We start from the raw sequence: 22,933 nt of genomic DNA, 5'->3' as shown, positions 1-22,933 counted from the left end.
GGGCATCGGAGTCATGTGTGCCATGGCATGCCAGGGTGGTTCACCCTGCTTGGTGCCGTTGGCACAGTGCTGCTGGGGTGCGCCGGGGCCGAGTCGAAAAGCCAGCTCGGGCCGACCCACCAGGCTGCAAGCCCGACACCTTCCCTGGCGGCGCCACTCTCGGTCGACTCCCTTCCTCTCGTGCCTCGGCCTCGTCAGGTCACGACGTGCAGCGGCTCTCTCGTGCTCGACGATCGAACGTCCATCGCGTTCGAAGACGATCCCGCGGTGCGTCCGATCGCGCTTCGTCTAGGGCGCTGGCTCGGCATCGATGCATCGCGCGTCGTGCCCATCGCACATGCTTCGCCCGATCCCGAGAAGGGAATCGTCCTCCGCGCGTCGACCCCTCGGGCCGGACGTGATCCTGCCGTCTCGCTGCCTCGCGACGTCGAAGAAGAAGCTTACGCACTCGACGTGTCGGGAGCGCGCGCCGTCGTTCGTGCTCGCACGGCTGCGGGTCTCGCCTACGGCTCTCAGACGCTCGCACAGCTCGCCGGCGTGAGGCCCATCGTGGGCGGTACCGGGGTAGCGTCGCCGTCGCCGCTTCCGTGCGTTCACATCGACGACGCTCCGCGATTCGCGTTCCGCGCGATGCACCTCGACGTCGCGCGCCACTTCTTCGACAAGCAGACGATCGAGCGCTTCGTCGACTTGCTCTCGTTCTATCGGTTCAACGTCTTTCACTGGCATCTGACCGACGATCAGGGCTTCCGGCTCGCCATTCGTTCGCATCCCGAGCTCACCAACGTGGGCGCGCGCCGGCAGGAGAACGGCGTCGAGACCGGTGGCTTCTACACGCAAGACGAGGCGCGTGAGGTCGTGGCGTTCGCCAAAGAACGCTTCGTCACCGTGGTGCCCGAGGTCGAAACACCCGGACATGCGCGCGCGATCCTGGCCTCGCATCCGGAGCTGTCCTGCACGGGCAAGACGATGGAGGTGCCGGCAACGTGGGGTATCTTCGAAGACGTCCTCTGCGCAGGCAACGACGCGACCTACGCGCTGCTCGACGACGTGCTCGGCGAGGTCGCCGAGGTCTTTCCGTCGAAGCTGATTCACGTCGGCGGTGACGAGGTTCCGAAGACGCGCTGGGAAGCATGTCCCAAGTGCCGTGCCCGCATGAAGTCGCAGCACCTCTCGTCCGAAGCGCTGGGCGGCTACTTCATGCATCGCGTGCGCGAGAGCCTCGGCAAGCGAGGTCGGCGTGCGCTCGCATGGGACGAAGTCCTCGAGATGGGCTCGGCGGACGATGCTGTCGTCGTTGCTTGGCAAGGTGCCGAGCGCGGAGCGAAAGCCGCGCGCGATGGTCACGACGTGATCATGGCGCCTCACGAGTTCGTGTACTTCAACAAGCGTCAGTCACGCTCGGGCGCCGAACCCGGTCATGACGAGTACCTGCCGCTTTCACGTGTTCTCGGCTTCGATCCGATGCCCGCGGGGCTCTCGCCCTCCGAGGCAGCGCACGTTCTCGGCGGGCAGGGCGCTCTGTGGACCGAGTTCGTGCGCACGCCGGAAGACGTGGACACGCTGCTCATGCCTCGGCTCGCGGCGCTATCGGAGGCGCTCTGGTCGGTGCCCGTTGCCGACGCGACCGCGCGCGAGGCGAGCTTCGCGTCACGCTCACGCGCGCAGCGCTCGATGATGGATCGCGCGGGCATCGGCTACTTCGTGAACCCGCCGGTCGGCCTGCGGGCCAAGCAGACGTTCTTGGATCAGGCGCAGATCACGCTCGCGCTGCCCTCGCTCTACACGGATGGCATCGTTCGTTTCACCACGGACGGACGAGACCCCACGCCGTCGTCGCCCGCGTTCGTGTCGCCCGTGGATCTGAAGGACACGACGTCTGTCGCCGCGCGACTGTTCTTGCCGAGTGGGCGCACGAGCCCCGTCGTTCGTGGCGTGTTCGAGCGCACCACGCCGTCGCCGGCGATGCCTGCCCCCCTCGCTTCGCTCCAACCAGGTGTAAACTACACCTACGTGGAAGGCGACTTCAGGCGGCTCCCGGATTTCGCGAAGCTCGTCGGACGGCGCGGCCGACTGCCCGCACTGGGCTTCGACCCGAGCTTCCGCAAAGAGCGCTTCGCCGTCCTCTACGAGGGCTTCCTCGACGTCCCCGAGACAGGTGTCTATCGCTTCGTGGCCACGAGCGACGACGGCGTCGCTCTCGAGATCGATGGCCGTCGCATCCTCGAAGACGATGGCACGCATCCCGAGCGCGACTCCGACGGGGACATCGCGCTCGCGGCCGGTCGCCACGCCGTTCGCATTCCGTACTTCCAGGGAACGATGGGCAAAGCGCTCTCGATCACGATGGAGGGCCCGCATTTCGCCAGGGCCCCGATGCCGATCGTTGCATCTTTCAACACCCGCAAGTGACCGCCTGCGGGGCGTGGCCGCTCGGTGACGCTGACGCGTCGCAGCCGTGAAAATTCGACCGCGCGCGGCTCGACAAACACAGATCTACAGGGTAGGTCGACGGGCTCCGAAGGCGCACCTTGTGTTTTGGTCGCGCTTTCTCCAACGCGGGGAAATCAATGAAGAAAGCCCTCTCGCTCTTTCTGAGCGGTCTGCCGCTGGTGTTCGTCGTCGCGGCTTGCTCGAGCAGCACCACCGAGGCCACGCCTCCTGCGAAGGACAAGCCCGCCGAATCAACCAACGGAACACAGCCAGCGGACGAAACGGGAGAGGAAGCCCCGCCCGAGGAGCAGGCCGATCCCTGCGCGTGCCCGAACACCTGCGCGTCGGAGAGCGAGCCGAGCAAGATGGTCTGCCATCCCGCCCCGCCGCCCGAGACGCAGCCGGCGAGCTCGAAGATCGGCAAGTTCCAGATCACCGGCTACGAGTACTGGCAGTGGAAGAAGAAGGATCCCTACGACGGCGGCAACGCGGTCGCGTGGGGCTACAACGGCGACGGTGAGCCGAAGACGGGCGTTTTGCCGACGGACCAGTCGCGCGCGTGCATGGCCGAAGCCCGCAAGGTGCTCGAGGACATCCTCAAGAACGACGTGCCGCCCGAGCTCGAAGCGTTTCGCGCGAAGCACAACATCTACCAGTTCTGGCAGTGGAACAACGACATGACGGACGCCCCGGCGACCGTCAAAGTGCCGAAGAACTACGAGAGCCTCTGGCTCTACGACAACCGTCTCATCAAGTGGATGAGCCACACCGAGCGTGATGGCTCGTGCCGCCTCCCCACGCGCGACGACCTCGTGAAGTGGGCGAAGGGCTGCATGGACACCTACGAGAAGGATCCCGCCTGCTACAACTCGAACTTCTGATCGCGAGCTAGTCCGCGAAAACGCGAAACATCGAGCCCACCCGTCTTCTTCGCATCACGCGAGGATCGGTGGGCTCGGCGCATTTGGGACCCTCTCGAGCCGAAAGCCGCCAAGCTCGCGAAGGTCACGCAACGCTTGGAAGCCGCGAGCGAGCCAAGAACATTGCGTGACCGTTGTGGCTTTGCAGCACGCGCTCTCGACGGCGAGACGGCGCCGATGCGGTCTGCTCGATTCGCCGGTCAGTCCGCGCGGTACATGGTGATGACGCAGGCGCCGCCGAGGCCGAGGTTGTGCTGGAGAGCGACCTTGGCGTTCGGGACCTGGCGCTTGTCGGCGGTGCCGCGCAGCTGCCAGACGAGTTCCGTGCATTGTGCAAGTCCCGTCGCGCCGAGCGGGTGACCCTTGGAGAGCAGGCCGCCCGACGGGTTCGTGACCCACTTGCCGCCGTAGGTGTTGTCGCCGTCCCAGATGAACTTCTCGGCCTGGCCCTCTTCGCAGAGACCGAGCGCCTCGTAGGTGAGGATCTCGTTGGCCGTGAAGCAGTCGTGGAGCTCGACGACCTGTACGTCTTTCGGGCCGAGGCCGGCCTCTTCGTAGACCTTCTTCGCGCAGGCCTTGGCCATGTCGTAGCCGACCATCTTGATCATCGAGTCTTCCTTGAAGGACGACTCGTAGTCCGTGGTCATGGCCTGGGCCGCGATCCAGACGGGATTCGAGATCCCGTGCTTCTTGGCGAACTCGTCGGAGCAGAGGATGGCCGCGCCGGCGCCGCACGTGGGCGGGCAGCACTGGTAGCGGGTGAGGGGATCGAAGACCTCTTCGGAGGCGAGGATTTCTTCGACCGAGAGCACCTGGTTGAAGAGCGCGTACGGGTTGTTCGAGGCGTGCTTGCGCGCCTTCTCGCTGACCTTGGCGAAGGTCTCGCGCTTGGTGCCGTACTTGAAGCGGTACTCGCGGCCGGCGCCGCCGAACATCTGCGCGGCGGGCGGGGCGCTGGTGAAGCCCTGCACCTTGCTCATCACGCCCGCCTGCCATTCGAGCGGGTTCGTGCGGTCGGTGAACTTCGAGCCGAGCGCACCCTTCTCCATCTTCTCGAAGCCGAGGGCGAGAACGCATTCGGCAATGCCGCCTTCGATCGCCTGCTTCGCGAGCATGAGCGCGGTCGAGCCGGTCGAGCAGTTGTTGTTCACGTTGTAGACCGGGATGCCCGTGAGTCCGAGCTCGTAGACCGAGCGCTGGCCGCACGTGGAGTCGCCGTAGACGTAGCCGCAGTAAGCCGCCTGGACTTCGCTGTACGGAATCTTCGCGTCGGCGAGAGCCGCCTTGGCCGCGTTGACCGCCATCACGTTGTATTCGTCGCTCGCGCCGGGCTTCTGGAACTTCGTCATTCCGACGCCGATGACATTGACCTTACGACCCATGGCACTTCTCCTTCTTGGTCTGCGAGTTCTTGTCGATGGGCGAGCGGCTCAGACGAGCCCCTTCCAGAAATCGAGCTTGGGCGCGAAGTGCGCATCGCCGTCGAGGCGAACGCGACCGCGCTGGTAGAGATCGCGGAGCGATTCGCCCTTGGCGAGCGCCTCGAGGTCCTCGTCGCTCATCTTGAGCGTGACGTCCGCGGGCGAGGAGTCGATTCTTTCCTTCACGCTTCCGGCGCCGTTCTTGAGGTCGACGACGAACGATGCATCGGGCGACGTGACGACGATCTGCACGACCGCGCCGACCTCTTTGACGAGCGTGGGCGTTTTGGCGATGCGCTCGGCGAGCGCCTTGACGATGGCCGGCGCCTTCGCTGCCTTGGCGGCGCTCGTCGTCGTGGTTGTTGCAGCCTGGGCGCCGCCGCTCGCGCGCAGCTTCTTCACCACCTCGGTGGCGCGCGCCGGATCGATCTTCTTGAGGAACATGAGCTTCTGCGAAGCCATGACGTCCCCACCGATCTTCATCTTGCCGCCGAAATAGAGCTTCTGCGGGTCGGCCTTGCCGGCCACCAGATCGCGGAAGTCCGAGTCGCTGATGTCGAGCGTGCAGTCCGCCTTGGAAGGCGCACTGGCGCTGCTGACGCCGCCCTTGCCGTTCTTCAGGTCGACCATCCACGCGGAGTCCGGGCCCGAAAGACGGAACAAGTAGGTCTTGCCGACCTGACCGACGATGTCGGGGTGCGTCTCGACGTAGTCGCGGATGACGGCGAAGGCCTCGCTGCTCGTGGCCTCCCCGCTGTTTGCGTTGGCGTTCGCGCTCGCGCTCGATGCGCTCGCCGCGGTGGCCGCCTTCTTCTCGGCGACCTTCGGAATCTCCGAATACAGCTCGATCGCCGCGTTCGAGATGACCGCCTTTTCGCGCTCCTTCACGCGGCAGCGGAAGACGATGCGGTTGTCGCTCTCCTTCCACATCTCGGTGATGAGCGTCTCGCCCGGGAAAACGCTGTCCGTGAAGCGGACCTTGATGCTCTTGAAGTAGCGCGGGTCGTTGTTGGAGAACTGCTTGATGACGTGACGCGCGGCGTAGCCGAACGTGCAGAGGCCGTGGAGGATGGGGCGGTCGAAGCCGAACGCCTTGGCGAAACTCGGGTCGACGTGGAGCGGGTTGATGTCGCCCGAGAGGCGATAGAGGAGCGCTTGGCTCTCGCTGATCTTCTCGGTGACGGTGGCGTCGGGCTCGCGGTTCGGCGGGAGGTTGATCTCGGCGGTGGGCCCGCGATCGCCGCCCCAGCCGCCGGCGCCGCGCACGAAGGTGGTGATCTCGTTCGTGACGAGCAGGTTGCCTGCGTCGTCGAACGACTTGATCTCGGTGACGACGATCGCGTGGCGCCCCTTGTCGTAGATGTTCTTGACCTTCGCCTTGTGCGTGAGCTGCGCGTTCGGCGGAAGGGGGCGCGCGATCTCCGTGTATTGCTCGCCGTGGAGAATGCGGTCGAAGCCGTAGTTGAGGCCGGGCGCAACCTGGCCCTTCTTGGCCATCTCGAATACGAGCTTCAGCGCCGGGACCACGCCGAACGTGGGGATCGCCTTGAAGCCGTCGCCCGCGTTCTCGTAGACGTACTGTAGCTCGCCCGTGTCGGACGGGTTCGAACCGGCGCCGATGCCGAGCGCGTAGAGCGCGAGGTCCTTCTCGTCGTAGCTCGAATGCTGGGCGGGGAACTCGAAGCCGAGCGCCTGGTCGACGTCGATGAACTCGTTGCCGCCCTGGCTCTTCGACTGCAGGTTGCCGAGGACCGGCTGCATCGAGTTGGTGATGTCGGTGGGGTGCGTGGCCTTGCCGAAGTCGGTGATGGCGCCCCACGCCTTCTGCACCTGCTCGGGCGAGATCGCGCGACCGAGCTTGAAGAGCTTTCCTTCGGTGCGCTCCCAGCGAAGCTTCGTGAAGAGGCCGCCGCCCACCTCGAAGAGGCCGCCCGTCTCTTCGCAGCTCTCGTGGCAAAGCCAGGCCACGAGCGGCGAGACGTATTCGGGCTTCAGCGCGTCGGTGATGTCCTTGGGGAGGATCGTCTCCGTGAGGCGCGAGCCGGCGATGGGCGCGATGGTGTTCGAGAGAACGTTCTTCTTCTTACCTTCGATGGCGAGCGTGTTCGAGAAGCCCACGAGCCCGAGCTTCGCCATCGCGTAGTTCGCCTGGCCGAAGTTGCCGTAGATGCCGGCGGCGCTGGCGGTGAAAAGGATGCGGCCGTAGCCGGCGTCGCGCATGTGATCCCACGCGGCCTTCGTGACGCGGAACGAGCCGAGGACGTGCACGCGGTAGATGAGATCCCAGTCTTCGGGGCTCATCTTCTGGAACGACGTGTCACGCAGGATGCCGGCGTTGTTCACGACGATGTCGATGCGCTTCCAGGTGTCGAGGGCCTGCTGGACGATCTTCGCGCCGTCTTCGACGGAGTCGTAGTTGGCGACCGCTTCGCCGCCGGCGGCCTTGATGTCCGCCACGACCTGATCGGCTGCTGCGCTCGACTTGCCGCTTCCGGTTGCCCCACCGCCGAGGTCGTTGACGACGACCTTGCAGCCGCGGGACGCGAGCAGAAGCGCATGAGAACGACCGAGACCGTTGCCGGCTCCGGTGACGATGGCGACGCGGTTGTCGAAGCGGAGATCGGACATGTCACCCTCTTCTCGCGGCGGCGGCGGCCCTCTCGGACGCACCGCGCCGTGCGATGCCTTGCGAGTCTGGACGAGCTGGAGCCGTCCGGAGCTTCTGGAGTAAAAGTTTAGCGTGCGAACTATCGGAGCCCAAACGCGGCGCGTCAAGGGCCGGCGGTCGCGCTCGGTTGGGCTCGGGGCGCGCTCGATATGTTAGCCAGCGGTGTAGGGCTGGCAGCGGCGCCGCGGCGCGGTAGGCTTCGCGCGCGATGACGACGCGCACGCTCGTTGCTTTAGGAGTCTTGCTCGCCGGTTCGGCGGCCTTCGGTCTCTCCGCCGCGTGCGGCAGTAGCGGCGATACGGAAGACGGCGCTGCCTGCGGGAAAGACTCCGAGTGCCAGAGCCGCTCCTGCATCACGGGCGTCTGCAGTGGCCTCTGCACGTGCGATGACGGTGGGAGCTGCGAGCCTGGCTCGTGCCCGAGCGGATACATCTGCCGCTTCGGTTCGGGTGCGAACGAGGAGCCTCGCCGCCATTGCACGGCGACCTGTACCGGAAGCGGCACGTGCCCTTCGGGGTCGCACTGCGAAGACGGTATCTGCCGCGCCGGCGACGAGCCGGAGGCGCCGATCACGCTGAGCTGGAACCCCGATCCGGTCTCGCGCAGCTGCTTTGCCGGTAAGCCGTGTGTGTTCACCGTCGTGCCGGGTGGTGGTTCGGGGGCGGTGGATCGCTACGAATGGGTGTTCGGCACGGTGACGGCGGGCGACGCAGGCGTTGCGCCCATCACGACGAGCGATCCGACGGAGTCCCGCACATTCTCCTCGGCAGGCGCGTTCGACGTGCACGTCACGGCCTTCGACAAGAACGGCACGAAGGCCACGCTCTCCGCGTCCCAGGCCGTGTGCATCACCTCGGGATCGACCATCGCGTGCTCGCCGCTCAGCGCGGACGAGTGCTGCGTCGGCCTCTGCAAGGCAACCGCAGACCCGTCGCGCGGAACCTGCAACTGAAGCGCGCTCAGCCGACCATCGCCATCACGTAGGACAGAAGCGTGAGGACGATGTTCGAGATCGCGAACGTCGCCGGATAGGAAATGGCCGGAACCGTACTGTGCGTCGCCTCCTGCGAGGCGCGCATGCCCGCGCTGTTGCAGCGACCGCCCGAGACGGCCCCGAGGAGCAAGGCGAGGTTCATCTTCATGATCTTCGATCCGACGAACCACGCGATGATCGGCGGAATGAAGCCGACCACCATGCATCCGACGAGGATCGGCGTGAGCGCGCCGGCCTGGATGGCCTTGATGACGCCCGCGCCCGAGTTGATGCCCAGGATCGCGATGAAGACGTTCAGGCCGAGATCTTCGATGAGCTGACGCGCGGGCTCGGGGTAGGGGCCGCCGAGACCCGGATAGCGCGTGCGGATCGTGCTGAGTGCGATGCCCACGAGAAGCAGGCCGACGGCCGCACCGAGCGTGAGCCTGATGTGGCCGACGTGGACCGTGATCATGCCGACGAGCGCGCCGAGCGTGAGGCCGAGCGCGAGGGTCACGATGTCCGTGCCGAGGCTCGGTTCGATCACGCTACCCGTCTCTTGCTCGAGGATCTTGATGCGCCAGCGGGTGCCCGTGACGCGAAGGACGTCGCCCTTGTGGACCACGACCTCCGGTCCGTGCGGAATGGCGTCGCCCGCTCGGAACATCGCGTTGAGGTAGAGGCCGTGGCCCACGTCTTTGGCGAGGTCTCCGAGCTTTCGCCCGACCGCCTGGCCCTTGTGGACCACGACGTCGACCGTCTGCGCGCCCATCTCGTGCGAGGCGTGTTCGTAGACCTCGGGCCCGATCTGCGTGGCCGCGCGGATGAGGCGTGAAATCTGGCCGTAGAGCGTGACTTCGTCGTGCGACTTGAGAACGACTTCGTCGCGCGCATCCATGACCTGGCCGCCGCGGAAGACTTGTTCGACGGACACGTCGGGATACGCCACCCGCAGCTGACCGAGCGAGATGCCCTCGAGCTTCGGATTTTCGATCTCGTACGTGCGGATGGTCACCGGAATGCGCGAGAGCGGAAGCGTGGTGCTGAAGAACTCGTCGCCGGCGCCCGGAAGCGGGCTGTCCGAGCTCGCGCCCACCTTCGCCTCGAACTCCTTGGCGGCCTTCGACGTGTTCGCGCCGAACATGTCCGGCACCTTCGTGAGCACGATGAAGAGCACCATGCTGATGCAGTAGGTGAAGGCGAAGGCGGTCGACATGTTCGACATGGCCTCGCCGACGTTCGTACCGGCCGGGAGCTTCGCCGCGCCGCTGGTGAACGCTGCCTGCGCCGCACCGATACCTGGCGTGGCCGTGTTGGCCCCCGCGAAGATCCCCGGTACGAGGCCCGGCGCCGGATGGAAGATCGCGCGGATGGCGAAGATCGTCGCCAGGGACAGGGCTGGAATGAACAGCCCCATGAAGATGAACTTGCCGGCATCACGTCGTAGGCCGGTCAAGAATTGCGGGCCCACCTTCATGCCTACGGAGAACATGAAGAGGTTGAAGAAGATCGTGCTCGCGAACTCCGGGATGTTGAATTGGATCCCGAACCGCTGCGCGCCCCAGAGGCTCACCGCGAGCGCGATGATCAGCGTCGAGGCGGTCGCGCCGAGTGTGATCCCTTTGAACTTCACCGCGCCGAGCGCGTAGCCGCCGGCGACGAGCAGGAACAGCGTGATGAACGGCTGATGGCTCAGCCCGCTGATGATCGAGCCGAAGATCCCATGAGGATGCGGCGCGGGGGCGGCTGCCTCTGCGCCGGCCGTGCCTTGTGCATAGGCGGCCGTCATCGCGCCGAGCCCGAAGACGATGCCCAAGAGGGCGGCCAGCTGAGAACGTCGCGTCCGACTCATGAGCTTCCCCTGCCTTCCTCGAGCTGGGGAATAGCCAAGTCGGTGCCACGAGCGCGGCGCTCGTGCTGGCCGTGCTTCCGCTAAGTGAGGTCCATGACGCGCTGCTCGAGGCCGCGACCCTTCGAAACCGCGCTGATTCGCGCCTGATTCTGCAAGAGCGCCCAGAGCACGTGACCGATCACCGTCTCCGCATCGACCGAGCCGCGATCGAAATACACGACGAGCTCACGTCGCTCGTCGTCCCACTCGACGCGTTTCACCATGGGGAGATCTCGCACCACAGGGATCGGCACGGGACCCTGCGCGAGGCGAATGCGAATCTCTTCGCTCGCGGCCGTGAGTTCGCTGATCGAGCCGGAGGCCACCACGCGCCCACGGTCGAGAATGGCCGCGCCGTCGCAGATCTCTTCCAGCTCCTGGAGATTGTGGCTCGAGACGATGAGCGTGCAGCGCCCGCGACGCGACTTGATGAGCTGACGAACCTCGTAGGCCACGCGGGGATCGAGACCGGCGGTGGGCTCGTCGAGGAGGACGACCTCGGGATCGCCGAGGAGCGCCTGCGCGAGCTGAACGCGCTTGGCCATGCCGTGCGAGAGGCTTCCGCAGCGAACGTTCCACCAGTCGCGACCCTCGACCTCGGCGAGCACTTCGCGCGCGGTGGTCTCGACGCGGTCCTTCGGGATGTCCTGCAGGAGCGCCATGTGCGAGAGGAACTCGCCGACCTTGTCGGAGGCGGGAAGCAGCGCATCCTGCGGGAGCACTCCGAGGCGCGAACGGAGCTCGTCGACCTGCGTGGGGCTGTAGCCAAGCACTTCGACGTTGCCGCTGGTCGGCTTGAGGAAGCCGGCCATCATCGAGAAGGTCGTGGTCTTGCCCGCACCGTTCGGACCGATGAGTCCGTAGACCGAGCCGGCACGAACGCGAAGCGAGACTTCGTCGACGGCGGTCTTCGCACCGAAGCGCTTCGTCACCTTGGTGAGTCGAACGGCGACTTCGACTTCGCTCTTCTTCTTTTTCTTCTTCTCGGAGGTCGTAGCGACGGGAGCATCCGCGGCGAGGGCTGCAGGAGCCTCGACCTTCACCACATCGGGAACGGCTTTTTCTTCGGTCATTGCCAAGGTCTCGTCCGGCATCACACGTCTCGCTTTGCCACGATGAAGGACGTTCCGGCGATGCACGCGGCCGCGAAGCCGAGCGTGATGAAGAGGCCGAGAGCGACGTCACTGAAGAGGGGAGAGAGCACGAGCCGATCGTGGAAGCTCGGGAACGTGTACATCAGGAAGGTGGGCGCGGGAGGCGTCAGCGAGGCGGCGTTCGCGGACGCGGCGTCGTCGAGCGCGTGCGCGTGGGGGCCGAGCCAGGCCACGAAGTAGGTGAGCCACCACATGAAGAAGGTGCCGCCCGTGAGGAGGAGCGCGAGGATCGGCGTCTTGAAGAGCGAGCTCACGAGCACGGAGACCGCGCACCAGATGCTCAGGATCGGAAGCGACGCGAGCCAGAACCGGAGGCCCCAGCCGATGGTCTCACCGAACGTGGCCTCGCCGCGCGCGATGACGACGATCCAGATCAAGACGTGCATCGCGAGCGCGACGATCGAGCACGTGGCCCAGAGGCCGAAGAACTTGCCGGCCACGTAGGACCAGCGACGTGAACGCACCGTCCAGTAGCGGATGGTCCGATGCTGCAGGTCGCCGGAGACCGTGTCGAACCCGAGAAGGAGAACGACGCCGGGGACGAGCCACAGCGAAACGGCGAAGACGACCATGAGGAGGAACGGCGCGTTGCCGACGTGCTCACCCGTGGCTGTGTTCGTGAACCACAGGCCGAGGGCCTGCTTCTTCACCTCGAGGAGCGCCTCGGGCGAGATGGCCTTTTCGGCCATGCGCTGTTTGCGAATGCTGTCCGACTGCGCGAGCAGGTACGCGAAGAGTCCGCCTCCCAGCACCGTGAAGACGAACAGGAGGATGCCTTTGACGGTTCGGAAGCTCTTTCGAAGCTCCCGAAGCACCAAGATGGAAATTTCTCGGAACGGACTCACGCCCGAACCGTAGACAACTCGCGACCGGTGCGCAAACCGGCGGCGAAAACGTCTCCAGTCTGCCTTCGCCTGCCTTTCAGGAAGCGCGGCGCCGGCGGGCGAGTCCGGCGATGGTGGCCATGACGCCGAGCAAAGCCGCGAGGCCGAACGAGTTTCGCGACGAACGCGACGAACCTCCGACGGTCACGCAGCCGCAGCCGCCGTCGTCGGTGGTGGTCGTGGTCGAGGTGGTCGACGTGGTCGCCGGTTCGGTAGTCGCCGGCGCGGAGGCCGGCTGCGGAACGAAAGCGACGGTCAGCCGCGCGTACGCGCCGTCGCTCTCGCCTTTGTTTGCGACCTGGAGCCAGACGTCGGTAGCGCCGTCGGGAATGTCGAAGGAGGCGCCGCCGATGGTGCTGTCGACGGGCGCCGTCGCATCGGCATCGTGGGAGGCCTTGCCACCTTTGACCGACCACGTGATGGCCTGGCCGAATTTCGCGAGCACGACTGGCGTGAACGGCGTGGCATTGCCGAACGGACTGGCGCTTCCTTGGCCTTCGAAGGCGTCGAACTGCAAGGTGACCTTGGCGGGCTTGCCCGTGATCTTGGCGTGGACCTGGATGAGTCCCGGAGCGAGGCCGCTCAGCCCGACGGTCTGAGCCCCGGGCGCGGCGAACCCACCAAGGCTCTTATCGATGGGAGAGATCGGATGGTCCGTGTACTCGAAGATGCGTTCGCAGCTCGGGAGGACTCCGCGGTTGGTGAGGGCCGTTTCGAGCGCCGTCTTGCCTGCCGGTAGGTCGGTCGCGAGCGTTCCCAAGAACAGCTTGCCGAGATCGTCGTAGCCGAGATCGCCGCTGCCCGCGTTCTCGCGCATCGACTTGTAGAGGGCCGCATCGAACTTCATGCGGTCGTCTTCGGCGAGCGACATCCGTGCCTCCCAGAGGGCGCCGGAGAAGAGCGTCGAGTCGGCGTGGACCTCTCCGCTCACGTTCGCAGGGCACTTGTCCTGGTTGTCGAGCTTCCGAATGGCATCGAGTCCCGCCGCGAGATCTTTGGAGGCGTATTCGCCGACGTTGGGATCCTTGGCGAGCGCCGAAGAGAAGTAGTCCGCGAGGCCTTCGTTCATCGCGCCGGGAGCATCGATGACGCCGCGCGCGTCGATGTGCCAGGCCTCGAGCTTCAGCGTCTTGTCGACGACCGCGTGCGTGAACTCATGATAGACGACGTCGCCGTCGTACGAGTAGTCGCGGTTCGGGCCCTGACCGAACCAGAGACCGCCGCCGGTGACTCCGTAGATCTGGGCGAAGATCTCGCCGAGTCCGCCGCTCGCAGGAGAAAAGAAGGCGTTCGAGAACGGTTCGAGTGCGCGGTCCGGATCCGCGGCTTGGGCGAAGTTCCCGCTCTGCAGGCCCGAGGGGATCTGGAGGTTCGCGACGAGCCGGAGCGGCTTGTCTTCCACGACCTGCGCGTCCGCGACGCCGGAGAGCTTGCGGAAGAAGTCGTACGCGCGACTCGCGTGATAATACATCGACACTTCCGAGAACGTGTCCGAGCGTGCCGCCGGCGAGCCGTCGTCCACGGGGGGGTAAACGAAGTCGTCAGTGGAGTTGGCAGTGGCCGTCTGCAGCATGTCGCAGACGTGGACCTTGGCGTTGAAGCCGTACATGTTGACCGGCCGCACCGTTTTGTTGTCGATGCAGTTGTTCGAGTCGATGAAGTCGCTCGTGAGCTTCGCCCCAGGCGTGAGCGCGATGGGAAGGAGATCCGGCGTGGGCGTGCTCGTGGGGTTCGCGGGATACGTGAATGCGCGAGCGAAGCGAATCAGGTCGCGCGCTTCGAGGACGTCACCGGTCTCGGCGTCGACGATGACACGAGGCGCGCTTGGAATGCCGGCCGGGACCTTGGGGAGCACTGCGTAGGCGAGACGCGAACCCCCGCCACGCAGCGGCCACACGACGAGATGCGCATCGGCGGCGCTCGCGGACCCGCGCGACCAACGTTCGGCCGTGCGAGCTGCGGCGTCGGCCATGATGGTGGGGAGCGTGGTCACCGGCAGGTCGCTCTCGACCTTGGCGTCTGCGCGCAAGGTCACGCCGGCTTTCGAGATGCGCGCCACGGCGCCTCGCCCGATGACGGGCAAGCCGTGATGCGTCTGCGCGAAGCGGACGATGGTGTCGCCGTCGCCGAAGCGATCGGTCGCAGTCCTGACCAGGGCGATGCCGCGCGTGGTCTGATTCACCTGTCCGATGGACGTGCGAGCGTGGCGCTCGAGCGCATCCCCACCGTCGGCGAAGACCGCGGATGTCGTGACCAGCGCCGCGAGCGTGAGAGCTCCCCCGAGGACGCGCCCACCAACGCCGATCCGGCTTCGCGCAAAACGCATGTCGACCACCCTTCGAGTTCGAGGCGCATCTCGCTCGACCCCGAACGGGTTCGGTGGCGTTTGCGCGGCGGTGGACTCTTGCAGTCCACTCGCGAAGGTCAACGGAAACGCGGGGCGGTCACGAGCCCAGCTATGAGATGTGAGTAATTTCGATTAGTTATGGAGATGTTCGCGGCGTCTCATGGACGTCTGCAGGGCCGACCTGAGGGGTCATGTTGAAAAGGGCTCGACGTGGTCCGCGAAACGCCCTAGAGGTCCCCTCAGCAGCCATTCGAAAGTGTGGCCCTGTCGACCCGGAAACGTGAATCCCGCCAGGCCGGAAACGGAGCAACGGTAGCGCGGAAGGGTGTGGCAGGGCCTTTCCTATTTTGTTTTGTGCCCTGGAGGCGACGAACCCAGTGGCGCAGGCGGGCGCTTTCCGGTAGTCAAAGAAGTAGGGTTCCGCGGCGCACTTTTATGGTCGCGCTCGGGCCCCGAAGGTTTCCCCCGGCATACAAGTCTTCGTATTTCAGCTTGTATTTCCCGGGTCCGTTTTGACTGAACCAATCGGTCGGGCTGTTGTGTATCGCCGCGTTTCAAGTGATGTGACTCGTTTGAGTTGTCTGACTCGTCTCGCGTCGTTCCCGACGTTCCGACCGGCGCCCGAGGGCGTAAAGCGCGCTTTTTCCCATCTCGTTTTTCTTGGTGATCCAAAGCCGAGTGGCGAGCTGGTTCGTCGACCATGACCCCCGAGTTTCGTCGCTCACGTCACCCGGACACCGGCACCGCAGCAGCAGCGCTTTTCGCTGTCATGCCGCTCGTGCCGCTCGCGCCGCGCCAGCATGCTCAAGCATTGGCGACGCGCGCGCCCGTTGTCCTTGCCCGCGCATGGCCGATCGAGGCCGGGGCAAGGAGCGGGCCGGACGTGCACGCCCGACGTGACGAGCACTGTCTCGCGGGTCGCCACGAACGAAGTGCGTTCTGCGTGTCCCCGGGCGGGAAAGCAATTCCCGTCCATGGCCAAGAACATTCTCGTCATCAGCTGTGATATCCGCGAGACGCGCGCTGCGCTGATCGAAAACGGCATCATCGCAGAGCTACACATCGAACGAAAAGGCCGGCAGTCGAGCACGGTCGGCAACGTGTACCTAGGCAAGGTCACACGTGTTCTCCCCGGCCTGCAGGCGGCCTTCATCGACATCGGGCAAGAGCGAGCCGCGTTCTTGCATGTCGAGGATCTGATTCGCCCGGACGACTTCGACGAGTACCTCGCCGGCGGCCGCAAGCTGGCCCGCGGGGAAGAGGGCGGCGGGTCGGTCGAGCTCGATGAGAGCGAAGGGGGCGAGGGAGCGGACAGCGGCGAGGTCGCTGCCGAAGCGGGTGGCGCCGAAGGATCCGCGGCCGAAGAAGGCGGCGTCTCGAGCGCGCCGGAACCCGTCCCGTCTGCGCCCATCCTGCGCGAGTCGACGGATCTCGAAGCGACTGTCTCGTACGACAACTGGCCGGCTCCCGCGAAACACCGCGCGGGGACGAACGGCACGAGCACCGTAAAGCGTGCGCTCGTCGAGGAAGTCGTCGAAGAAGTGATCGAGGTGAGCGAGGCGCCGGCCAGTGAGGCAGCCCTTTCGTCGGCCGCGCTTCCGCCGTCGTCGTCCTCGTCGATCTCGATCACGGCCGACATTGCGTCCTCCCCGCTCATCACCCCGGCCCCGGCCTCGGCCGACGAGCTCCTCGCGCGCGGTTCGAGCGACGACGACTCGTCGCACTCCTTCAACTCGGCGCCGACGCTCGACGAGCTCCCCGAGGACGAAGATGCGTTCGCGGACAGCGAGCATGACGACGAGGACGAAGACGAAGACGAGCACGAGGAAGCCGCCGTTCCGGCCGACGTGACGAGCGAAGTTCGCCTCGACCACATCCAGCCCGATTCGCCGATGGCCGACGCGTCGGTGCCGCTGATCGAGCTCGACGAGGACGAGAGCGAGAGCGAGTCCGACAGCGAAAGCGAGTCCGAGGGCGAAGACGACGACGACATCCTCGAGGGCGACGATCTTCCCGGCTTCACCGTCTCGGAGCCCGGCGAGCCCGTTCCGCGCGCCCCGGCCCCGGCCCGCACGTCGGATCGTGGCGAGCGTGGTGGCCGTCGCCGTCGCGGTCGTCGTCGTGGAGCTAGCGGTGAAGGCCGTGAGCGCCGTGGCGGCGCCGAGGCACGTGGTGGCTCGCGCGGTGAACGTGGCGGCTCGCGTGGCGAGCGCAGTGGTTCGCGCGGTGGTGATCACCGAGACAAGAGCCCGCGAGGCGGCGAGCGCCGTGGCGGCCGTCCCGCGCAGAACATGCCGGGGCGTATCTCGAAGTCGACGCCGATTCGCGAGGTCGTCCGCGAGGGCCAGGAGATCATCGTCCAGGTCACGAAGGATCCGATCGGCACGAAGGGCGCGCGCTGCTCGAGCCACATCTCGCTGCCGGGCCGTTACGTCGTCTACCTGCCGACGGTCGATCACATCGGCATTTCCAAGCGTATCGGCAACGACAAGGAGCGCGCGCGGCTGCGTGAGGCGATCGAGGCGATGAAGCCTCCGTCAGGCGGCCTCATCGTGCGCACGGTTGCCGAAGGCCTCACCAAGAAGGGCCTCAAGCAGGACGTCGGTTACCTCGTTCGCCTCTGGGGAGAGATCGCGAAGAAGCGCGATGGCGCCAAGGCTCCGAACTGCCTCTCGAGCGAGCTCGATCTCGTTCTCAAAGTGGCGCGCGACCTCTTCACCGACGAGGTCGACGAGGTCGTCATCGACGACAAGCAGCAGTACGAGCGCCTCTGCCGCTTCGTCGAGATGTTCGCGCCCGAGCGCGTGAAGAACGTGAAGCTGTATGACGAAGAGGAGCCCATCTTCGACGAGTACGGCATCGAAGACGAGATCGGCCGCGCGCTCTCGCGCAAGGTTCCGCTGCCCTCGGGTGGCTACCTGATCATCGATCAGGCCGAAGCCCTCACCGCGATCGACGTCAACACGGGTCGGTTCGTCGGCAAGGGCAGCAAGGACATGGAGGAGACGATCCTCAAGACGAACCTCGAGGCGGTCAACGAGATCGCCTACCAGCTTCGCTTCAGGAACATCGGCGGCCTCATCATTCTCGACCTCATCGACATGGAGCAGCACAAGAACCGCGAGAAGGTGCGTCGCACCCTCGAGGAGCTTCTCCAGCGAGACAAGGCGAAGACCACGCTCAACCGCATCTCGGAGCTCGGTCTCATCGAGATGACGCGCAAGCGCACGCGCGAGAGCCTCGGCCGCCTCATGCACGAGCCCTGCTTCTATTGCGACGGCACCGGGCAGCTGCAGTCGAAGGAGACGATCGCATACGAGATCCTGCGCGAGGTCCGCCGGAAGCGCGCCACGCTCCCGGGCTACTCGGTGGTCGTCAACGCGCACCCCGCCGTGGCGGACGTTCTCAACGGCGCCGAGCGCGAAGCCGTCGCCGACGCGGAGAACCGCTTCATGCGCAAGATCATCGTGGTGCCGCGCAAGGAGTACCACCTCGAGCAGTTCGATCTGCAGGGCAAGTGAGGCCATGAGCGAGCACGCTGGAACCGACAAGCGAGGCGACGAGCGCGTCACGATCAACAAGGAGTTCGAGTCGTTCGACGCGTTCATCCAGGAGTACGTGACGAACATCTCGCGGACGGGTGTGTTCATCCGTGCGCAGAAGCCGCTTCCTGTCGGTACGAGCGTGAACCTCCGCTTTACGGTCATCATGGACGACATCGAAACGATCGAAGGGATCGGCGAGGTCGTGCGTCTCGAGAAAGACGGAATGGGCGTCGTTTTCCGCGAGCTCTCGGCCTACTCGAAGGACCTGATCGACAAGCTTTTGACCGGCCGCGCGCGCTGACGCGAGCTCACTTTCCGCGCCCGCCTCCGAGCCTCGTAACGCCCTCGTAACGCCCTCCTCCAAAAGGAGGGTGTTGCGTTTTGTGAAGGTCATTTAACGAAGGCTCTGCTGTTCTCGAGCCTCAATATGCTTCACAAACGGGCACTCGGGTGCGTTACGCTCAAGCGCCCAGGGTATTCGCACTCCCCTCTCGATCGCGAACTCGGCCATGAGCTCGGTCAGAAGCCAGCCTCATAAGCCGAGCGCGCGAAGCAGATACGGGAGTCGGTACCAGAAGCCCTGACGAGGACTGACGAGGACACCATGAAGAACCTCCCTTTCGCGTGTGTTGCGGGTGCGCTCGTGGCCATGCTCACCGCGTGTGGAAGCAGCTTCCCCCCGCCGACTGACCGTCTTGCGAGCGCCGAAGCCGCGTCGCGCAGCGCCCGAGAGCTCGGAGCCGATCGCGAACCGCGCGCAGCGCTGCACCTGAAGCTCGCGCAAGAGCAGATCGATCAGGCGAAGACCCTGATGCAGGACGGCGACAACAAGCGCGCCGATCTGGTGCTCCAGCGAGCCAACTCCGACGCCGAGCTCTCCGTCATGCTCGCCAAGGAGAACACCGCGAAGGCCGAGGCCGACAAGGCTCAGGAACGCGTCAAGGCCCTCAAGGCAGGAAAGTGAGCGTCATGCGCAAGACCAACATCTCCATCGCCTCGCTCGCGCTTCTCGCGGTCGCGTGTGGTGCAAACCTTCCTCCGAAGGAGCTCGTCGACGCGCGCGCGGCCTACCAGGCTGCCGCGAAGGGCCCGGCCGCGCAGCAGACGCCCGCCGACCTCCACGTCGCCAAGCAGGCGCTCGATCAGGCGGAGCGCTCGTTCAACGACGATAGCGACTCGCCCCAGACGAAGGACTTCTCGTACGTCGCCATCCGCAAGGCGCAGCTCGCCGAGGCGACGGCGCGCGCGTCGCTCGCCCAGAAGGAGCGTGAGGCGGCCGAGCGCGAGGCGCAGAACCTCCAGGGCGACGCGCTTCGCCAGGCACGCAACGACCTCGCGAACACGAAGTCGAGCCTCGAGAAGACGCAGGACCAGCTCGCGCGCGAGAAGGCCGCGCGTGAAGCGGCGGAGAAGCAGGCTGCTCAGGCGATGGCCGATCTTCAGAAGATCGCCAGCGTCAAGCAGGAGTCCCGCGGCATGGTCATCACGCTGTCGGGTTCGGTGCTCTTCCCGTCGAACGAGTCGAACCTCCTTCCGGGCGCGATGGTCAAACTGAACGAAGTCGCCGACGCCCTCATCAAGGGCAACCCCGACTCGAACATCACGATCGAAGGCCACACCGACTCGCAGGGCCAGCGCTCCTACAACATGGAGCTCGGTCAGAAGCGAGCCGACGCGGTCAAGACCCAGCTCGTCGCTCGCGGCGTCGCTGCGGACCGCATCAAGACGGTCGGCGTCGGTCCGGATCGTCCGATCGCCGACAACAAGACCGCCGAAGGTCGCGCGAACAACCGTCGCGTCGAGATCATCGTCGAGCCGTCGAAGCACTGAGCGCTTCTCCGTGAGATGGAAAGCGGGCAGCCCCACGCGGGACTGCTCGCTTTCTTGTTTTGTCGCTCGCTTTCGCTCGCTCGCTTCGCTTCGCTCGGTTTCCCACTGCTTGGTGAGTGAAGGCCGCGCTCGCGGCGCTCCGCCGACTCGGGGCACGTCGCTCGCATGCTCGAGTGGCCGAGAGGGCTGGCCATGTTCGAGGTCAACGTCACTGCGCGCAGCGCCGAGCCGTTTGCGGAGCTTCTCGGGCCCGAACGGGTCGTCGCTCTGCAGCGCGTCTCGGAAGAGATTCGAGGGCTGCTCGGAGCTCACGCCGTCTTCAACGTCAGCTCGACGGCGACGGGAGGCGGCGTCGCCGAGATGCTGCGGTCGCTCCTGCGCTACGCGCGAGGCCTCGGAATTCTGGCGCGCTGGGCCGTCATCGAGGGGCCACCCGAGTTCTTCCGGATCACCAAGCGGCTCCACAATGCCATGCACGGCTGCGCGGGCGACGGATCACCGCTCGGCGCCGCAGAGGCTGCGCTCTACGAACAAGTCACCAAGCAGAACGCCGTCGCGCTCGACGCGCTGATTCGACCCGAAGACGTGGTTGTCTGCCACGATCCACAGACGGCAGGACTCATTCCTCACTTCGTCTGCAAGGGCATGCGCGTCGTGTGGCGTTGCCACATCGGTCACGATCAGGTCGACCCTGAAGTCGAGCTCGCGTGGAACTTCCTCCGCAAGTACGTCGAGCAGGCTCCGTATTCGGTCTTCTCCCGTCAGTCGTACGCGCCGAGCTGGTTGCACCACAAGCAGACCATCGTTCTGCCGCCGAACATCGATCCGTTCTCGGCCAAGAACCAGTTCATGGACGAAGCTACGACGCGCGCGATTCTCTTCGACGTGGGACTCGTCGGTGGACCGCGCGGTGATGCGCCGGCCGTGTTCTCGCGCGAAGACGGCAGCGTCGGACGCGTCGATCGACAAGCCGAGGTCGTCCGCGTCGGGCCAGCGCCGTCATGGAAGACCCCGCTCGTCGTTCAAGTCTCGCGCTGGGACACGATGAAGGATCCGCTCGGCGTGCTCCGAGGCTTCACGGAATGTCTCGCGCCCGACATTCCGCGCGACGCCGCGCTCGTTCTCGCGGGCCCTGGCGTGCGTACCGTGGCCGACGACCCCGAAGCGCCCCAAGTCTTGCGAAGTGTCGAGACGTACTGGCGGCAACTCCCCGACTCGCTGAGGCGAACCGCACATCTCGTGCAGCTGCCGATGGAAGACACCGAAGAGAACGCGGCGATCGTGAATGCGCTCCAGCGTCACGCGACGGTGGTCGTCCAGAAGAGCCTTCGCGAAGGGTTCGGCCTGACGGTCACCGAGGCCATGTGGAAACGGCGCCCGGTCATCGCGAGCGCCGTCGGCGGTATCCAGGATCAGATTCAGGACGGCGTCGACGGCTTGCTGCTCCGCAACCCGGAGGATCCGCGCGAGTTCGCCAACGCGCTACGACGCGTGCTGTCCGACGAAGCGCTCGCCGAGCGCCTCGGGAGGGCTGGATTCGAACGCGTGCGTGACGAGTACCTCGGAATCACATCGCTCGAGAACTGGGCGGCGGTCGTCCGTCTTCTCTTCTCCGGAACGGCCGCCGCCCAGCCTTGAGTCAGTTCACTTCCAGCCGGTCTTCTCGCGAATCTCTCCTTCGAGGAAGGTCGCGATTCGCTCGTGGTACTCGGGGCCACCGTGGCCGTCGCACGCCGTCAATTCCGTGTAATCTGCAGCTTGAGGCGCCACGAAATACACGCGCGAATCGCCCGCCGCGTTCCGTTCGTTGACCACCGTGTTGTAGGCGGTGACCACGCTCGTGCGCTTGAGCCGTCCGGGCGGATCGTCGTCGGTGAGGACGGCGTAGGCCATCAGGAAGATGTGCGCCTGAGGGTAATTCGAGCGCAGCATCGCCGTGAAGGTCCGCGCCTTGTCGGTGAAGCCGTCGAGTGGTGCCGGACCGGTGTCGGACGGCTCACCGAGGTTGTAATCGTTGCCACCGATGGCGATGACGATCACGTCGGGTGCTTCCTTCTTGAGATCGAACGCGCTCGAGACGTCTTCCGGATTCGACCGCGGATAGAGCACGTCGATGGTCTCGGTGTCGGGCCGCCACGCGTTGTAATAGAAGCCCTTGCCGCTGAACACGACGCCTTCGAGATCGGCGTTCAGCCTGTCGGTGAGGCGTTGACCCCACGCGGCTCGGAAGTTCTGATACTTCGCGAGCCAGGCTTCGCCACCGCAATTTCCAGGCTGTCCGGCACCTTCGTACCCGTAGCCGGCGACGTCGGAGTCGCCGACCACTTCGAGATGACGCGAGGCACGGAGCGGTGGGGGCAAGAGCGTTCCTCCGTGGAAGTCGTAGCCCAGGAACTGGGTCACGCCGGTTTGCGACTCGGTGTTCTTGAAGAGCTCGACGGTGTGCTTACCGGGCGTGAGGTCCTTCGCGAGGTCGTAGGTGTGATCGCCGACCTGCAGCGTCATGCGCGGCTGCCATTGGCCGTCGATGGCGACGTCCCACTCGCTCGGGCCGTCGGGCATCTGGTCTTCCTTCAGGCGAGCCGTGACCGCCGTGCCTTCGAAGTTGGCGATGATGCGTGCACCTGGCCACCCCGCGACGGGGCCGGTCGCGTCGCGCGTGTCGAAGCGACCGATGAACTGAATCGCCGGCGGACCCGGGTCGGGGGGAGGAGGCGTGCCGGTGCCGGTGCTCGTGGGAGCCGGCCCTGGTTGCGTGCCGGTGGGAGAAGGGCTCGGGACGGGGCCCGTGCCGCCGGTGTCTCCGCCCGAGCTGCTGCACGCGACGGCGAGGACGACGCCGAGCGCCATGCTGGTTGCACGCATGG

At 65.8% G+C, this 22,933-nt stretch carries 15 protein-coding genes and 1 other RNA gene; 9 read left to right on the top strand and 7 right to left on the bottom strand.

The window, feature by feature from the left end; translation table 11 throughout:
- Positions 1-180 precede the first annotated feature (180 nt).
- Together AKJ09_RS15010 and AKJ09_RS15005 are read left to right on the top strand one after the other, a co-directional pair.
- Positions 181-2,412: a family 20 glycosylhydrolase gene (locus AKJ09_RS15010; protein ID WP_169927548.1), complete on the top strand. Its 2,232-nt coding sequence runs from the start codon at positions 181-183 to the stop codon at positions 2,410-2,412.
- Between the two features lie 158 nt (positions 2,413-2,570).
- Positions 2,571-3,314 carry a hypothetical protein gene (locus tag AKJ09_RS15005; protein ID WP_146647884.1) on the top strand — a complete coding sequence of 248 codons (744 nt, stop codon included), beginning with the start codon at positions 2,571-2,573 and terminating at the stop codon, positions 3,312-3,314.
- Positions 3,315-3,553: 239 nt separating this feature from the next.
- Here the strand turns inward: AKJ09_RS15005 and AKJ09_RS15000 are convergent, their stop codons facing one another.
- Together AKJ09_RS15000 and AKJ09_RS14995 are read right to left on the bottom strand one after the other, a co-directional pair.
- A complete protein-coding gene (locus tag AKJ09_RS15000; RefSeq protein ID WP_146647883.1) occupies positions 3,554-4,735 on the bottom strand; it encodes a lipid-transfer protein in 1,182 nt (393 codons plus the stop codon).
- Between the two features lie 48 nt (positions 4,736-4,783).
- The gene (locus AKJ09_RS14995) at positions 4,784-7,402 is read right to left on the bottom strand and encodes a peroxisomal multifunctional enzyme type 2 (RefSeq protein ID WP_146647882.1); all 2,619 of its coding nucleotides are present in this window, start codon (positions 7,400-7,402) and stop codon (positions 4,784-4,786) included.
- Positions 7,403-7,650: 248 nt separating this feature from the next.
- On the opposite strand from AKJ09_RS14995, the gene AKJ09_RS14990 reads away from it, so the two are divergent.
- Positions 7,651-8,394, top strand: a complete 744-nt coding sequence (locus AKJ09_RS14990; RefSeq protein ID WP_146647881.1) for a PKD domain-containing protein — start codon at positions 7,651-7,653, stop codon at positions 8,392-8,394.
- Between the two features lie 7 nt (positions 8,395-8,401).
- On the opposite strand, the gene AKJ09_RS14985 is transcribed toward AKJ09_RS14990, so the two are convergent.
- From AKJ09_RS14985 to AKJ09_RS14970, 4 genes are all read right to left on the bottom strand, one after another.
- Positions 8,402-10,267 carry an aspartate:alanine exchanger family transporter gene (locus tag AKJ09_RS14985; protein ID WP_146647880.1) on the bottom strand — a complete coding sequence of 622 codons (1,866 nt, stop codon included), beginning with the start codon at positions 10,265-10,267 and terminating at the stop codon, positions 8,402-8,404.
- A gap of 80 nt (positions 10,268-10,347) precedes the next feature.
- Positions 10,348-11,379 carry an ABC transporter ATP-binding protein gene (locus tag AKJ09_RS14980; RefSeq protein ID WP_146647879.1) on the bottom strand — a complete coding sequence of 344 codons (1,032 nt, stop codon included), beginning with the start codon at positions 11,377-11,379 and terminating at the stop codon, positions 10,348-10,350.
- A 20-nt stretch (positions 11,380-11,399) separates the two neighbouring features.
- A complete protein-coding gene (locus AKJ09_RS14975; protein WP_146647878.1) occupies positions 11,400-12,305 on the bottom strand; it encodes an ABC transporter permease in 906 nt (301 codons plus the stop codon).
- A 76-nt stretch (positions 12,306-12,381) separates the two neighbouring features.
- Positions 12,382-14,670 carry a hypothetical protein gene (locus AKJ09_RS14970; RefSeq protein WP_146647877.1) on the bottom strand — a complete coding sequence of 763 codons (2,289 nt, stop codon included), beginning with the start codon at positions 14,668-14,670 and terminating at the stop codon, positions 12,382-12,384.
- Between the two features lie 278 nt (positions 14,671-14,948).
- Between AKJ09_RS14970 and ffs the strand changes: the two genes are divergently transcribed.
- The 6 genes from ffs to AKJ09_RS14940 all read left to right on the top strand — a co-directional run bounded on the left by ffs (position 14,949) and on the right by AKJ09_RS14940 (position 21,704).
- Positions 14,949-15,035: signal recognition particle sRNA small type (gene ffs / locus AKJ09_RS14965), an RNA gene on the top strand.
- A 630-nt stretch (positions 15,036-15,665) separates the two neighbouring features.
- Entirely contained in the window at positions 15,666-18,212 is a 2,547-nt protein-coding gene (locus tag AKJ09_RS14960; RefSeq protein WP_169927547.1) for an Rne/Rng family ribonuclease, read from the top strand.
- A gap of 4 nt (positions 18,213-18,216) precedes the next feature.
- The gene (locus AKJ09_RS14955) at positions 18,217-18,537 is read left to right on the top strand and encodes a PilZ domain-containing protein (RefSeq protein WP_146647875.1); all 321 of its coding nucleotides are present in this window, start codon (positions 18,217-18,219) and stop codon (positions 18,535-18,537) included.
- Positions 18,538-18,840: 303 nt separating this feature from the next.
- Positions 18,841-19,200, top strand: a complete 360-nt coding sequence (locus tag AKJ09_RS14950; RefSeq protein WP_146647874.1) for a DUF4398 domain-containing protein — start codon at positions 18,841-18,843, stop codon at positions 19,198-19,200.
- A gap of 5 nt (positions 19,201-19,205) precedes the next feature.
- Complete coding sequence (locus tag AKJ09_RS14945) at positions 19,206-20,066, top strand: OmpA family protein (protein ID WP_146647873.1); 861 nt, start codon at positions 19,206-19,208, stop codon at positions 20,064-20,066.
- A 192-nt stretch (positions 20,067-20,258) separates the two neighbouring features.
- Positions 20,259-21,704: a glycosyltransferase gene (locus AKJ09_RS14940; RefSeq protein WP_169927546.1), complete on the top strand. Its 1,446-nt coding sequence runs from the start codon at positions 20,259-20,261 to the stop codon at positions 21,702-21,704.
- Between the two features lie 6 nt (positions 21,705-21,710).
- Here AKJ09_RS14940 and AKJ09_RS14935 read toward each other — a convergent pair whose 3' ends face one another.
- Positions 21,711-22,931, bottom strand: coding sequence for a GDSL-type esterase/lipase family protein (locus AKJ09_RS14935; RefSeq protein WP_205633715.1), 1,221 nt, complete (start codon positions 22,929-22,931; stop codon positions 21,711-21,713).
- Between the last annotated feature and the right edge of the window lie 2 nt (positions 22,932-22,933).

It is taken from the genome of Labilithrix luteola, assembly GCF_001263205.1.
Taxonomy (GTDB): domain Bacteria; phylum Myxococcota_A; class Polyangia; order Polyangiales; family Polyangiaceae; genus Labilithrix; species Labilithrix luteola.
The sequence above is the reverse complement of the archived record's forward strand: the minus strand, read 5'-3'. Positions and strand labels throughout refer to the sequence as shown.

Coding starts and splice junctions, on each gene's coding strand:
- AKJ09_RS15005 (WP_146647884.1), top strand. CDS start 2,571: ATGAAGAAAGCCCTCTCGCTCTTTCTGAGCGGTCTGCCGCTGGTGTTC.
- AKJ09_RS14955 (WP_146647875.1), top strand. CDS start 18,217: ATGAGCGAGCACGCTGGAACCGACAAGCGAGGCGACGAGCGCGTCACG.
- AKJ09_RS14990 (WP_146647881.1), top strand. CDS start 7,651: ATGACGACGCGCACGCTCGTTGCTTTAGGAGTCTTGCTCGCCGGTTCG.
- AKJ09_RS14960 (WP_169927547.1), top strand. CDS start 15,666: ATGGCCAAGAACATTCTCGTCATCAGCTGTGATATCCGCGAGACGCGC.
- AKJ09_RS14980 (WP_146647879.1), bottom strand. CDS start 11,379: ATGACCGAAGAAAAAGCCGTTCCCGATGTGGTGAAGGTCGAGGCTCCT.
- AKJ09_RS14970 (WP_146647877.1), bottom strand. CDS start 14,670: ATGCGTTTTGCGCGAAGCCGGATCGGCGTTGGTGGGCGCGTCCTCGGG.
- AKJ09_RS14940 (WP_169927546.1), top strand. CDS start 20,259: ATGTTCGAGGTCAACGTCACTGCGCGCAGCGCCGAGCCGTTTGCGGAG.
- AKJ09_RS14950 (WP_146647874.1), top strand. CDS start 18,841: ATGAAGAACCTCCCTTTCGCGTGTGTTGCGGGTGCGCTCGTGGCCATG.
- AKJ09_RS15000 (WP_146647883.1), bottom strand. CDS start 4,735: ATGGGTCGTAAGGTCAATGTCATCGGCGTCGGAATGACGAAGTTCCAG.
- AKJ09_RS14945 (WP_146647873.1), top strand. CDS start 19,206: ATGCGCAAGACCAACATCTCCATCGCCTCGCTCGCGCTTCTCGCGGTC.
- AKJ09_RS14935 (WP_205633715.1), bottom strand. CDS start 22,931: ATGCGTGCAACCAGCATGGCGCTCGGCGTCGTCCTCGCCGTCGCGTGC.
- AKJ09_RS14985 (WP_146647880.1), bottom strand. CDS start 10,267: ATGAGTCGGACGCGACGTTCTCAGCTGGCCGCCCTCTTGGGCATCGTC.
- AKJ09_RS14995 (WP_146647882.1), bottom strand. CDS start 7,402: ATGTCCGATCTCCGCTTCGACAACCGCGTCGCCATCGTCACCGGAGCC.